Origin of the sequence: Candidatus Protochlamydia phocaeensis (genome assembly GCF_001545115.1) — a bacterium.
GTDB lineage: Bacteria > Chlamydiota > Chlamydiia > Chlamydiales > Parachlamydiaceae > Protochlamydia_A > Protochlamydia_A phocaeensis.
In genome coordinates this window covers 43,570-58,014 of the sequence record NZ_FCNU01000012.1, presented here as the reverse complement: position 1 = coordinate 58,014, position 14,445 = coordinate 43,570, and the positions used below count along the sequence as shown (strand labels likewise).

The window sequence follows — 14,445 nt, the reverse complement described above, 5'->3', positions numbered from 1 at the left end:
TTTTTTTGATCATCTTTTCATTCGTATATGGGAAGGCGTCTTTATTTTAATTTATAAGATAAGAAATAAAGATAAAATAATTGATTGTTGCGAAATGACTTTATAAAGAATCTATCAAAATTATTCAAATACTTCAAATCAAAATAGAACTTTCAAGAAAGAGTAAAGTGAATAGGGGCAGTAAGCAAAAAAATGATTGTAGATTAATCCTGGCGATTTGGCATCATTTCAGCTCTTGGAATTATTTAACGGACTATTATAGAAATAAAAGATTAACTATTCTATTCTATTTTTTATAAATTAAATCGTTCTCTGAATTCATCAAAGCATCTGCTAAAATAACTTATAATCGCTTGCATTTGAGCAAGAGTGCTTCTTAGAAAAAATATCTCGAATTCAGAGAAGGGAGCTTTTGGCTTTTATAAATTGTTTAAGCATGCATTCTATCTGGTAAGAAAATGGGACAAATCTCTGTAAAGAAATCACAGTTAGCCGGCGAAATTCTCATTCCTCCGTCTAAATCCCACACTCTCCGCGCTATCTTATTTGGAGCGATGGGTAAAGGAAAATCCCTTATTAAAAATTGCCCTCCTTTTGACGGCACTTTGTCAATGATTGAAGCTTGCCGCAATTTTGGCGCGCTTATTTCTCCTTATGAAGATTATATTGAAATTGAGGGAATAGGGGGAAAAGTCACTCAAACGGAAAATATCATTGATGCGGGCAATTCCGGGATAATCCTGCGCTTTTGTACCGCTTTAAGCGCTTTAGGGGCAAAATATGCGGTCATTACTGGGGATGATTCCATTAGGAGCCAGCGGCCCATTAAACCATTGGTGGATGCTTTACAGCAGCTAGGGGTCACCATCTCCACGATGAGAGAAGATGAGTATGCTCCGGTTATTGTCAAAGGACCGATTAAAAGCGGAAAAACAGTTGTAGAAGGTTCCGACTCTCAACCTGTGTCTGCTTTATTGATAGCCTCAGCCTTTGCCGAAGGCCCTATTGAAATTTTTGTTAAAAATCCAGGGGAGAAGCCTTGGGTTGATTTGACTTTGAATTGGTTTGATTTTTTAGGGATTCCTTATACAAATCATTCTTATGAATATTATTCCGTACCAGGCAAAGCCTCCTTTAATGGTTTTACCTATCATGTTCCAGGAGATTTTAGCTCTGCTGCCTTTCCTATTGCAGCTGCTTTAGTGACAAATTCGGAACTTGTATTAAAAAATGTAAATATGAAGGATTGCCAAGGGGATAAAGAGCTGATTTATGCCCTGCAGAATATGGGGGCAAATATTGAAATTCATGAACATGACCAAACTCTCCGAGTAAGAAAAGGGGGAACCCTAAAAGGGAAAGTCATCGATATCAATAATTTCATCGATGCTGTCACAACGTTAGCTGTTTTGGGGTGTTTTGCAGAGGGAGAAACGAAGATTATTAATGCAGGCATAGCTAGAAGCAAAGAATGCGACCGCTTACATTGCATTTATAAGGAATTAAAGAAAATGGGCGCTGATATTGAAGAGCGAGAAGAAGGGTTGATTATCCGACCTTCCAAACTCAAGGGCGCTCATGTAAAAGGTTATAAAGACCATCGCATGGTCATGTCTTTGGCTGTTGCGGGTTTAGGGGCAGAAGAAGGGGAAACGTGGATTGATTCATCAGAATCCATTCAAAAAACATTTCCCACTTTTATCAAAGATTTTAGATGTTTAGGCGCGCATATCCAAGAGCATCCCTGATTCTTGTCAGAGGATTATTACAAATCGGCTAGAAAGGCAAACACGATGAGCGCTAATTCTTTTGGAAATATTTTTAAAATCACTACTTGGGGAGAATCCCACGGAAAGGCTATAGGCGTTGTTATTGACGGCTGTCCGGCTGGAATAGAGATTAGTGAGGCGGAGATCAACCAGGCGCTGGCTTTGCGTGCGCCAGGAAAAAATCCCCATACCTCGCCTAGGAAAGAATCCGATCAAGGCGAAATCTTATCCGGAGTATTTGAAGGCCGTACAACAGGGGCGCCTATTTGCATTTGCATCCGCAACCATGATGCAGACTCAAGCAAATATGAATCGATTAAAGAGCTTTTGCGGCCAGGGCATGCTAATTTCACCTACTTGGAGAAATATGGCCTGTTTGACTATAGAGGAGGAGGGCGTTCCTCGGCCAGAGAAACGGCAGCTCGTGTGGCTGCGGGTGCAGTTGCCTCAAAATTCTTAAAGTATTTTGGAATTGAGCTATACGCTTACATTAAGCAAATTCATTCAGTCAAAGCAAATATTGATTATGAAGAGAGGCATGGATTCCATTGCCGCATTTATGAAAACCCTCTTTTTTGTCCCGATGCAGAGGCTGCAAAAACCATGGTTGATTTAATTGAAAAAGCGAAAGCAGAGGGCGATTCGCTAGGGGGGGTTGTTGAGTTTTTGGCGATAGGATTGCCTACTGGACTGGGAGATCCTGTCTATCAAAAGCTTGAGGCTAACTTGGCTTACGCTATGATGAGCTTGCCTGCTACAAAGGGATTTGAAATGGGATCAGGATTTAAATCAGCAGGCATGAAAGGATCGGAACATAATGACCTTTTTATTGAAGTGGAAGGAAAAATTCAAACTAAAACAAATCATGCAGGAGGGACATTGGGAGGGATCTCAACAGGCATGCCCCTCATTGGAAGAGTGGCTTTTAAACCCACCTCTAGCATCGCTATGAAGCAAGAAACCTTGACTGCTTCCGGCAAGCCAGCGAATTTTACGCTCCCTATTGGATCCCGGCATGATCCCTGTGTTGCTATCCGAGCCGTCCCTGTCGTATCAGCTATGTTGGCGCTTGTTCTGGCAGATGCCGTATTATTAAATCGTTGCGTACGCTTATGACACTTCTATTGGAATGCAGCATTGAAGGCTCCTCTCATGCCTATCCTATTGAAATCAAAGAAGGAATGCTAAAAGAATCCACTCTTGCTCAGCGTTTGGTGAAGTGGGGAGAGCGTTTTGCCATCATTGCAGATAGTGTGGTTGCCTCTCTTTTTGGCAAACAAATGCAAGCTCTTCTTCTTGCGCAAGGGTTGGAAGCCTTTCTTTTTTCATTTCCCGCCGGTGAAAGTTCGAAATCTCGTGAAATAAAAGAGCAATTAGAAAATCAGATGTTTGAGCAGGGATTAGGAAAAGATACTTGCTTGATTGCTTTAGGAGGCGGAGTTTCCCTGGATTTGGGAGGATATCTTGCAGCCACATATTGCCGAGGCATTCCCTTGGTTATGATTCCCACCTCCTTATTAGCCATGGTGGATGCTAGCATTGGAGGGAAAAATGGAGTCAATGTGCCTTATGGGAAAAATTTAATCGGTTGCTTTAAACAACCTGAAATGGTTTGTATCGATCCCATAGTTCTGAAGACATTGCCGCAAAAAGAATTTAGAAATGGCATTGTCGAAATGATCAAGCATGGTTTCATTGCAGATGCAGCCCATATCGATTATTTAACAAAGCACGCCCAAGCATTTCAATCCTTGAGTCTTGAAATAGTAAAAAAGGCCATTTGGGATAGCTGCCGGATCAAACAGGAAATTGTCGAGCAGGATCCTCACGAAAAAGGGAAAAGACGCCTTCTAAACTTCGGCCATACAGTCGGCCATGCGCTTGAATTATTGACTGGTTTTTCTCTCCCGCATGGGGAAGCCGTTGCCATTGGAATGCTAACTGAGAGCTATGTTGCTGTTGAATTAGGCTATCTTGATAGGAAAGTCCTTGAGTTGATGCATGCGTTGCTAAAGGCTTTTTCGCTTCCCTTTATCTTGCCAACGCCTATTTATCCACAGGATATGATGCGAGCAATGGAGCTAGATAAAAAATCGCAAAAAAAATTACCACGAATTGTCCTGCTGCAAGACATCGGAGTTCCCCTCTCTTGCCATTCGGAGTATTGCGCCGCTGTAGATGAAAAAATATTCATGAATGCCTTACACTGGATGAATGATGCTTTGTGTTGTCATTAAAGGGCCTACTTACGCTGATATCAGCCGACAAATTCAGAACATTCCGCCAGGAGTGGAATTAATTGAACTGCGCATAGATTGCTTTCAGAACTGGGATGAAGAGGCTTTGAAGCGCTTGATGAGCCGGTATTCAATTCCCATGATTTTTACATTAAGAAAACCTGGCCAGGGTGGATTTTTTGCAGGCGATGAACAAGCTCGATTGGACACTATTCGCCGTCTAGCTAAGCTAAATCCGCACTACTTGGACTTGGAAAGCGATGTTGAGCCTTCTTTTGCAAAAGAAATTCGCGCTCAGCATCCGGATATAAAGCTTATCGTCTCTTACCATAACTTTAATGAAACCCCGGAAGATTTGAATTCCATTTATGAAGCAATGCGGGCAATTCCTGCCAATATGTATAAAATTGCGGCCAAGGCAAATACGCAAATTGATGCCATGCGATTGCTTGAATTGGCAAAAAAAGGAAATCAATGCATTAATACCATGAGTATGGGTAATGAAGAAGAGCCTAGCCGAATCTTAGGCCCTATTTTGGGATGCCCCATTACTTATGCCAGCCTCGATCGAGATTCAAAGACGGCGAAAGGACAGTTTTCGGCTAAAACGCTGCTAGATGTTTATCATTTTTCCAATTTGAACAAAGAAACCAAAATATTTGGCCTAATAGGCGATCCGGTCAGCCTGAGCATTGGCCATTATACCCATAATGATTTGTTTGTAAAATTGGGGATCGATGCCGTTTATGTGAAAATTCCTGTTCAGGCGGGCCAGCTGGATGGCTTTTTAAAATATGCCCATCAATTGGGATTTAGCGGGCTCAGCGTGACAATGCCGCTAAAAGAGGACGTGTTAGCCTCGATCGATCACTTAGATGCCGATGCCAATAAAATTGGAGCGGTCAATACCCTCTCCTTTGCTAATGGAGCGATTTCAGGATATAACACAGATGGCATAGGCGCTTTAAACGCCATTGAAGAGATTATGTCCGTTAAGGATAAAAGAATTATCCTATTAGGGGCAGGCGGGGCCGCCAAGGCTATCGCCTTCGAGGCTTGCCGCAGAGGAGGAAAGGTTGTCTTATTAAATAGGACTTTGCAAAGGGCCCTTGATCTATCTAGGAGGTTTGCTGATTATCCGCATGAATGCAAAGCTCTAGGGCAGATGCAAGCCTGCTATGAAGAAGGATATGATGTCCTTATCAATTGCACGTCCCATCACATGCCTATCAGTTCCGACTTCATCCTTCCCCATGCTGCGGTGATGGACATCCACACGCGCCCAAAAGAAACAGAATTCCTGCAGGAGGCGAAGCGGCGAGGCTGTCCGGTTATCTATGGGTACAAAATGTTCATCGAGCAAGCATTAGGCCAATTTGCGATATGGTTTAAAGGACAAATAGATATTCCTTATGCAAAAAGGAAACTGGAAGAGAAAATCGCGAAATTGAATTTGGCGTTGGAATAGGTCGCATAATCGGTGGTTTTTAAGAGATATCTCTAATCGACGTCAGCATGACGCTTATTGAAAATTTGGCTGGTCGGCCTTTATTTAACTGAATGTTGAGTAGATAGTCGAATCGGAAAAAGCTTTTAGGATTTTTTCCGATTCGACTAAAATTCGTAAGGGCACGTCTAATGATTAAAGAAATGCCTTCATGATTTCTTGGGCAGCAATCAGGGAGCGGGATCGAAAGACCGGCAATCCCTCATTAAAAATTTCTTTTGCGACTCTCACCCCTTCTTCCGATTTAACAAGTTCACTCAAAAAGCTTTGAACAATGTAAGGTTTTTGTATTTCGAGAACAAATGTCTTAACTTCAGGATATACATCTGAATAGCCGCAAATAAGGGCATTCGTCAGCCACTGCTCCCGAATATGCCATCTAGGATCCGCCTTAAAATTAAATTTGTTGTCTAGCTGCCTGAGCTGCTCTACAGAAGCGAAACGCAATTTTTGAATAAAATAGATCCATTGCTGAGGAATAAAGGCTTTTGTCTTTTCATAAAGAGAGTCCATATCTTTACTTTGATTCCATTGAGAAAATATGTCATCTGTTTCGGCAATTAATTTAGATTCAATAGACGGACAATTAGAAGGAAGGCCAGGGTGGTATAGCCATTCTTTCACTTTAAGCTGATCAAAAAGCGCGTGGTCTTTATGGAATAAATGAAGGAATAAATACCCTTCAAATTTCTCTGTCGTCATACTTTGAAATTTAAAATCGGCAAAATATTTTCTTAAAAATTTTAATAGTTCGTCCCGCGTGAAATGGGTTTCTAATGCTTTAAGAAAAAAATATCCTTTATAATAAGGAATGGAGGTAAAGCTTGCCCGGGGATCGCGTCCTGCCAATTCCATTTTCAATTGCGTATCTTTGGGAGGCGTTTTGCTTATGGAGCTTGTCAATTGATTCAGATAGGTTTTGGCTATCATGGACGCATAATCTTGTCCTACCAATGTTTCAGCCAAGAGAAGTTCAATCCATGTTGTCATTCCTTCATTTAACCACAGATCTTCCCATGTGCCAGCGGTGACCAGATTGCCAGAGTATGAATGAGCTAATTCATGATAGACAATATTGAAACGAGATCTATCTTTTGTTAAGGCCATTTTTGAGAAAAAGCTGAGCAAAGGATTTTCCGTCGCGGTAGCCGGAAAAGTGAGGGGGAGAAACAAAATATCATAACGCTCCCATAAATAAGGTCCTAAAATAGTTTCGATTTTCTCTACCGTCTCCTCTAATTGATTAAATTCCTCGTAAGCCTCTTCAATGACTGCCGGATGAGCATAAATTCCGGTTCTTGGGCCAACGGGTTTATAGTGGAGAGAGCCGGCACAAAAGGCCATCAGGTAAGAAGGAATGGCAAAAGGCATGTTCAATTGATAATCTCCCTGCGCATTTTTTTCCTGGGGATTATTATTCGCACTCATGACAACGCGATAGCGAGGATCTATTTGGAAATGGGCTGTATAAGTGGCGCGAACTTGCGGTGTATCTTGGCAAGGCAGCCAGCTTCTTGTGTAATTGGGTTGAGAATGAGAATACAAAAGTAAATCATCCTTGTCATTGGTATACCAATGCAAGCCGCGCGCATCGGGGGATGTTTCATACTCAATGCAAATTCTTTTGGTATTTTTTGAAATAGCAACAGTTAAATCCTGCCCTAAATAGTCCTGGGCTTCTCCTAGCGTAAAGCGAAGGGGTGCGCCATTTTCATCAGTCACATGGAGAATGGCTAGTTTTTCCGTATCAAAATGGATTGTATCTGTACCGACGAGATTCTCGATTTCAAGGAAAACTTTTCCCTTAATTTGCCTGCGGTCGAAATCAATTTTAAAATGCAAGTCCATATGTCTGACAATGGCTTCTGAAGGGCGGGAAAAAGTGTGGGGATCTTTAAATTGAACAGAAGAAAGGTTGGTTGGATTGCTTGGGGATAGCTTGTCCATGGCCATGCGGATGCTATCAGAAATTTTTAAACTTTCCATATTTGGTAAAGGACCAGAAGAGGGTGGTTGTTCACTGGGATTAAACGCAGAGTCTTTTTTTTCTGTTTCCTCTAAAGAATGATGTGTTCCAGCGAGGGATTTGTCCTGTGGGGAAGGAAAAATTAAACTCGGGTTGGGAAGGCCTATATTTCTTGTATACATCTTACCTCTTAATAAAAATGTTATTTAAAACGGGCACAATTGTCTTGATGCATTGCCTAATTTGCAGAAAGAATTGATCGCTGAAAATTGCCTATTGAAATGGGGATGGTTTAACTATAGACGGTTTTTGAATGCGCGAGAGCGAAATTTGGGGCATATCAATTGCAGAGCGCAATATAGGAGTTTTTTGATTAAGGATAAATTAAAAATTTAATTTTTAAATATTTACCAAGGAAGGCTTTTAGCTTGATGAACGGCAAAGAGCGTAAAATGCAGCTCATGCCTAATTGGCGATACGCCCTAGCATCTATGTAACGCTGTTTTTAAAAGCCCTTTCCTGTTAAGCGAAAGGGCCTTGAAGGATCAAATTGATTTAGAAGCAGAGATAGATGAACTTGAATCCATTTGCTTGTCTTTTGTTAAAAGAGAAACCGCATAAATGGCGATCATGCTGCAAATAAACCCGGGAATCATGGGAAGGAGCTCATATTTGGTCAAAAGGGGATTGAGAGTTGGCCATATCATGACAACGGTTGTACCGACCACGATGCCAGCCAAAGCTCCGTAGCGATTGATGCGCTCAGAATACAATGTCATTAAAACAAGAGGACCGAAAGCGCTTCCCAATCCAGACCAAGAATAGAGGACGGTATCTAAAATAGTTGAGCTTTTATTAAAGGCAAGCAGCAGGGCGATGAGGGAGATAATGACAACGCTTAGTTTAGAGATCCACAGAACTTTGCGATCGGATGGCAGGTGTTTATGAAAGTGCTTATATAAGTCTTCACTTAAAATAGATGCGCACACAAGAATTTGCGAATCCATTGTTGACATATTGGCTGCAATGACTGCGCATAGAATAAAGCCTGCTATGAAGGGATTGAAAAGGTCTTTGACCATTTCGACAAATATCATTTCGGGCTTTTCTAAGCCTTCGGGAAAATACGCAATACCGATTAAGCCGATGCAGGCAGCCGCTCCAAGAGCAATAAGTTGCCAAGACATGCCTAGCCATTTGGACTTATGCATTTCAGAGACGTCTCTAATCCCCATGAACTTTGTGATGATATGCGGCATGCCAAAATAACCCAAACCCCATCCTAGAGCAAGAGAGAAGATTGCTATAAAAGAATCCAAGCTGTTGTCGCTAATTAACGTTAAAGAGATTTCTCTTTGCTGGGCAATTTGTGTGATTTCATGCCAGCCTCCGATTTTGGCCAGCGCCATTAGAGGAACCAAAATAATCATGATCAAAAGGAAAATGCCCTGAAATAAATCTGTCCAAGCAACGGTTGTAAAACCGCCCAAAAAGGTATAGACGACGACGACCAACATGGCGACCGAAAGGCCGAAAAAATAATTGAGGCCAAATAAGGATTCCAACAGATATCCCATGGCGATTAGGCCGGCGGAAAGATAGTGGGTCAAGAAAATGACCATGACAATGGCGCTAAGCAAACGGATAGAGCCTGAGCGGTCTTGAAATCGCTTTTCAAAAAAAGAAGATAATGTATAGCAATCATATTTCTCGGTCATTGCTCTAAGCTTTGGAGCCACGAATTGCCAATTTAAAAACATTCCCAATAAAAGGCCCATTGCAATCCAAATATGGGGGAGCCCTAGTACAAAAATTGTCATAGGGAAAGCCATGAAAAGCCAGGCGCTCATATCGCTTGCGTGAGCGGAGAGGGCTACAAGCCAAAAACTCAGCGAACGATTTCCCATAATAAAATCGGAAGAAGATGTCTGTCTCTTATGAAAGATGAGCCCTATAACAAGCAAGAGAGTAAAATAAGCGATGAAGGCAGCGATGACTTGAATATGCATAAATGTACTCTAAAGTAAAATCTCCGGAATTTTTATTTGCAAGACAATTATCTGGCAGTTTCTTTTTAATAAATGCTTTTTGGCTAAAAAGTTAAGCTCATTTGTCAGCATGGTATGAATAATGTCTAATCCATCTTCTGAAAAATGCTTCAATACCTTTGTAAGCCAAGAAATGATTTTTTCTTCTGTTTCAAATTGCTCGATTAAGCCGCTATTGTATAGAAACACCATATCCTGGTTTTGAAGCGGTATTTCTTGCTGGGATCCTCTTATAAACTGTTGGGATTTTATAGACCAGACTAGAGGAGAAAATAATTTTTGCAAATGATAGCGCAGCAGGGAATAATCCTTTAAGAAGTGGCATTCCATGAATCTAGCATTAGGCTGTTGATCTAATGGCAAAAAGGCCTCTTGATTGAGCTCGAATAGGCTTGAAAAGCTAGGATCCTTTGCTTCTATCAATGTCAAGGAAAGATCGCTTCCGGGTATTTTTTCCGTCTTTAATAAGAGTCCCTTCTGATTATTGGCCAAACCGACTGAAATTAAGCGCATGCGCATATGCGGATTTTTAAAATCCTCTACGACTTTTTGAAGCATATAATGTTGGAGAAGCAAAGCGCATTCATATTCTCCATACATTCTTTCTCTAATCAAAGAGCTCTCGCGCAGGCGGCTGATATTCTCGACTAGGCACTCGCTCATAATATTCAACGTATTTGCCAGCTCAACAATCTCTTTTGGCCCTTTGACTTGGATATTGGCATCATAATCTCCTGCAGCAATTTCCAATGCAGCTTGATTTAATGTTCGCACGGGTTGGCTAATGTGCTCGGCGATTAGGAAAACGGTTAGGACGACTAAAAATAAAGTGACCAAATCTCCGCTAATAATCATGAATAAAGCATTGTGAAGCTTATTATCGATCGCTTCCATACCAACGTCTGCACCTAGCAGGGCGAGCACTTCGCCTTCTTTATTCAAAATAGGCGCATAGGCAGACATGAAGCGTTCATTTGTGCGGCGTGCTAGGTAAATGGGAGTGACAAATGCTTTTTTAGTGAAATAAACAAGATGCTCGTCTGTCTCGCTGAAATCATAATCTCCTGGGGCATTGACGGGCGATTGCTTAGAGTCGCTTGCATCAAGCAGGAAGATTTGCCTATACGCATTTTGAGGATCTTGACTTGTATGAATTTGATTTAAGGGATTTTCTGGTTCATTTAATAAGATGAGTTCGCCTTCTTGTACCGGCTCAATTTGGACAATATATAAATTTGCGATGGGCAGCTTCTGCTTTAACGCAACAAATTCTTGGCGATAAGATAGATAACGAGGATTGTCTTTGAGATCGGGATCTTTAAGATGCTCATCCATCCATTCAATTTCTGTCCTACTGATCGATTGGGCGGTGGCTACAACAATTGATTGAAGACGGGACTTGAAGCTGTCTAAGATTTCTCTGGACCAATTAAAGTAAAAGAATAAGGAAATTAAGATCAAAAAAGCTGTTAGAGGCGGCAAGAGTAAAAGCAACAGCCTTGAGCGGATAGTCATTTGTCAGTCTCTGCTTGTTTTAAAGGTCTAAATTGCATAGCGGAAGTATAGACTTGCAAAAAGCCGATAGCAACCGAGGGGCATTCCGAAATAATTGTATAGAGATTAGTGCGCGAAAGCGTCAATACATATGTCTCAACTGGTGTGAAAGCTCCATAAGCGCGAGGCTTGCCGTTAAAAAGAGACTCTTCCCCAAAGAAATCCCCGGGTTTTAAATGGCAGACCAGTTGCCCGTCCGTCAGCCGTATATCGACCTCTCCATCAATAATAAAGTACATGCGATTAGCTTCTTCTCCGGCAACAAAGACATAATCATTTGCATCAAAAACAACAATTCCTAATTTATCGGCAATTGTCAGCAAAAGATCTAAATCCAATGTACTAAATAGCGGTGTCCGCTTAAGAAGAAAGGCTTTATCTATTAAAGTTAAATGTTTCATGATTCAAGCAACTCGTAAGCAAAGTGGTGAAAAATTTCATCTTGACTCGACATTTGCTGTCTTAGAGATTCTCTCCAATTAGGCAAGTTTAAATGGTATTTCATTGTCGCTGCAATAATTTGATCAATTTTAGCGGAAGAATCGCCCATCTTATTTAATAACTCTGTTAAGCTCAAAGGGGTATGTCTAGACTTAATATAGGCGCGAATTTTCTCCTCATAAGGAATATCATCGACTAACGGCTGCAATAAACGGAAAATGGCGGTTTCGCAGGTCTTTTCCAGCGTTTCTACCACTTGACTGCGCACCTTAGGATTGTGGCTGCGCAAAGAGCGGGAGAGAAGTTCGACATCTTCCACCTCGCCAGCTACGCCGAGCAATTGAATAATAAAATCTAAAACAGAATGATAATCTGTGATTAAAACATCTCTTAAAATGCTAAGATCCAAATCCGGATAGTGGGACTGAATTGTATGATAGTGATAAAAGTAAAAATACGCTCTCTCTATTTCTTGCCGTATCACATCGGATAAATTCGCCCTTAGCTGGGGAAGGGATAGGCGGCCTAAAATGCGACCGGCTAGAACGCGGCAGCGATCCGGCATTTGCGTATCTTTTGTCAATGAAAGGAGGGTGGGAACAGTTCTGAGTCCCATTTTATAAATGATTTCTTCTGTTAAACGCCTTTCATTCGGCCTAAAATGCAAACTTGTTTGAATAATATCATGCACAAGGCTGGAATCGTTAACTTTACCTAATGCATGCATGCAGTTCAGTCTGACTTCATTGTCGCTAATCTGATTCAAGTGCGCAAGCAGGCGTGGAGCTTGTCGGATAGAATCAATGGCAGGAGCTAAGGCAATGGATTTAGAAGCAGCACGGGAAATCGCCAGAGAAGAATGATTTAAATAAGAAATCAAAATATCGACATCATGCGCATCTCCATCAATGCCTAGAATTTGCAATCCCATGCATAATTCTTCTTCATGATGGGAATCCAATAGCAATTTCAAATGCTGGGCAGCTAAAGTGCGGTTATAAGCGGCTGTCGTTGGTGGAAGATAGGCAAGCGATTTCTTAAGGGCCACAATGGCGGCTCCCTGAAGATGGATGTCAGGACTCTTCAGGTCGCTAAGCACTTTTTCCGGATGAAGAAGGCCTTGGCGTGCTAAATAAAGATGAACAGCGCTTTTTAATTGAATATCGAAATCTTGCTGAATCCAATTTTGCAGAGTATCTAGCACTAGGCTGTTCTTGGCAAATAAACTTTGTTCGAGCAGATGAATCAGCTTGATTTTAGCCGAGATCTGCATATGAGTCCCTTCGCTTAAGAGCTTCTTGAGGATTGCCGGATCTTCAAAGGCGAGCAGCCCCTCACAAGCAAATAATTGAGCTTCTTCATCGCCTTTGCTCAAGATGGCCAATAAGCGATTCTCCGCCGCCCTTTGCTGCTTGTCCGTCATTTTTCCAAGCCAATCTTTCACAGTTCTGCGGAACTGAACCGCATTCTGAGATAAATTAAAAAATAAGGCCTTTAAATAGCGGGATCGCAAAGCCAAAGCGATGCATAACAAGCTGGCAGCTAAAATTAAACCTAGCAATTTACTATGATTTTGAAAAAAGGACAGGAGAATAGCGCTTGTCAACATGCCCACCGGTTCAAAAAATGACTCAATCATTACCCTGATTTTGTACTTGAGCTTAGCTGGGACGGCATTCAGTAATAGGTTAAAATTACTGTCATCAATGACGTATAGCGTTCCTTCCACCACAAAAAAACCAATTAACGGGAATACGAGGCTAGCGCTAATGGACCAGCCTGTGAAGGAAATAATCAGCAAAATCGGTGTAATCATAAGCAGGCTGCTGATGCCGAAACGTCTGACTAAGCGGCTATAGAGGAAAAGTCCAAAAAAGAGATTGCTGACGCTCACAGTCGCGAGCCACTGACCTAAAAATAAAGTCAAGTGAGCTTCCGTTCCCCCTCCTAAATTGTTGTCATGCTGCGAAGCAAAATGGTTCTCAAAAGTAAACATGTAATTATATTCAGTAATGACAAGCAAAAGATAAATAATAAAATTGCTCGTCATTAATAAGAGCGTAAACGGAGAGCCTAAAATAGATTTGATCAAAAATTTAAAGGAGCTGCCTTCTTCATAAAACTGGCCTTCTGTCTCCATATCTTCATGAGCGACTAAAGGAATAATCCGAGAAATCTTCCTAACCAAAAAATAGGTCAGCGTTAACAGGACAATAATCAATAGTAAAAGGTGGTTTAAATCAAACAACCCTGAATTCATGAGAAGGCCTGTACTAGCCGCTCCTAAGAAAATAGTCGAGCTAAATAGGCTGTATAGGCGTTTGGCATCCTGAAGATGATGATATTGATCAATAAAAGTCCAATAACAAGTCATCAGAACGGCAAACAAGAAGAAGCCCGCCAATTTTAAGGCATACCAAAACCAATGAGAATTTTCTCCTATGCCGGCTAACCGGCATATAAAAACAAAGAGATAGAAACTAATGCCTAGCAAGAGAGTGGTCAAGTAGATGGGATAAGAAGAGAATTTATGAAAGGCATAGAGCAGAATGAAAGCAATAACGAACATTCCACAGGAAGCAAGCGTATAAGCTTGCGGAAGATGTTCCGCTCCTACATGAAGCAGAAATAAGGCGTCAGCAAACTTTAATCCACATGTTACTCCAAAAGCCCATAGAAATCCTAAAAATGCAAATAGAAGCGCATTGCGCTCCTCGCCAGGATAAATATGGAAAACCCTTTGTAGAATTCCCCTTGGTGTCATCATCTTTTAATTTAATTCCTCTTAACCTAAAGAAAGTAAACTCCAATTGTTAGAAACTATCGTCAAATTCATTAGCGGTTTTAAAGTATGCTATAAATTGCTAAGGATTCAGATTCAATTCTTTCTGTTAGGAGGCAATTTAGAGTAGCAGGGCTTTTC

Annotated in this window: 9 protein-coding genes; 4 read left to right on the top strand and 5 right to left on the bottom strand. The window is 41.3% G+C overall.

Annotated elements, in window-relative coordinates; all coding sequences use genetic code 11:
• Nucleotides 1-458 precede the first annotated feature (458 nt).
• The 4 genes from aroA to aroE are packed head-to-tail and all read left to right on the top strand — an operon-like array spanning nucleotide 459 to nucleotide 5,474.
• Entirely contained in the window at nucleotides 459-1,748 is a 1,290-nt protein-coding gene (gene aroA, locus BN3769_RS05605) for a 3-phosphoshikimate 1-carboxyvinyltransferase (protein WP_068468459.1), read from the top strand.
• Between the two features lie 45 nt (nucleotides 1,749-1,793).
• The gene (gene aroC, locus BN3769_RS05600; RefSeq protein WP_068468457.1) at nucleotides 1,794-2,885 is read left to right on the top strand and encodes a chorismate synthase; all 1,092 of its coding nucleotides are present in this window, start codon (nucleotides 1,794-1,796) and stop codon (nucleotides 2,883-2,885) included.
• Nucleotides 2,882-4,006 (top strand): 3-dehydroquinate synthase, encoded by a 1,125-nt coding sequence (gene aroB / locus BN3769_RS05595; protein ID WP_068468455.1) that lies wholly within the window; start codon nucleotides 2,882-2,884, stop codon nucleotides 4,004-4,006. Before aroC ends, aroB begins: the two co-directional genes overlap by 4 nt.
• A complete protein-coding gene (aroE, locus tag BN3769_RS05590) occupies nucleotides 3,984-5,474 on the top strand; it encodes a shikimate dehydrogenase (protein WP_079989420.1) in 1,491 nt (496 codons plus the stop codon). The genes aroB and aroE overlap by 23 nt, the downstream gene beginning before the upstream one ends.
• A 174-nt stretch (nucleotides 5,475-5,648) precedes the next feature.
• Here the strand turns inward: aroE and BN3769_RS05585 are convergent, their stop codons facing one another.
• The 5 genes from BN3769_RS05585 to BN3769_RS05565 form a co-directional block, all read right to left on the bottom strand.
• Nucleotides 5,649-7,661: a hydrolase/aminopeptidase gene (locus tag BN3769_RS05585; protein ID WP_068468451.1), complete on the bottom strand. Its 2,013-nt coding sequence runs from the start codon at nucleotides 7,659-7,661 to the stop codon at nucleotides 5,649-5,651.
• Nucleotides 7,662-8,024: 363 nt separating this feature from the next.
• Nucleotides 8,025-9,488, bottom strand: a complete 1,464-nt coding sequence (gene putP, locus BN3769_RS05580) for a sodium/proline symporter PutP (protein WP_068468449.1) — start codon at nucleotides 9,486-9,488, stop codon at nucleotides 8,025-8,027.
• A gap of 9 nt (nucleotides 9,489-9,497) precedes the next feature.
• Nucleotides 9,498-11,042 carry a methyl-accepting chemotaxis protein gene (locus tag BN3769_RS05575; protein ID WP_068468447.1) on the bottom strand — a complete coding sequence of 515 codons (1,545 nt, stop codon included), beginning with the start codon at nucleotides 11,040-11,042 and terminating at the stop codon, nucleotides 9,498-9,500.
• The gene (locus BN3769_RS05570; RefSeq protein ID WP_068468445.1) at nucleotides 11,039-11,482 is read right to left on the bottom strand and encodes a cyclic nucleotide-binding domain-containing protein; all 444 of its coding nucleotides are present in this window, start codon (nucleotides 11,480-11,482) and stop codon (nucleotides 11,039-11,041) included. Before BN3769_RS05570 ends, BN3769_RS05575 begins: the two co-directional genes overlap by 4 nt.
• On the bottom strand, nucleotides 11,479-14,289 hold the full coding sequence (locus BN3769_RS05565) for a hypothetical protein (protein WP_068468443.1): 2,811 nt from the start codon (nucleotides 14,287-14,289) through the stop codon (nucleotides 11,479-11,481). The genes BN3769_RS05570 and BN3769_RS05565 overlap by 4 nt, the downstream gene beginning before the upstream one ends.
• Between the last annotated feature and the right edge of the window lie 156 nt (nucleotides 14,290-14,445).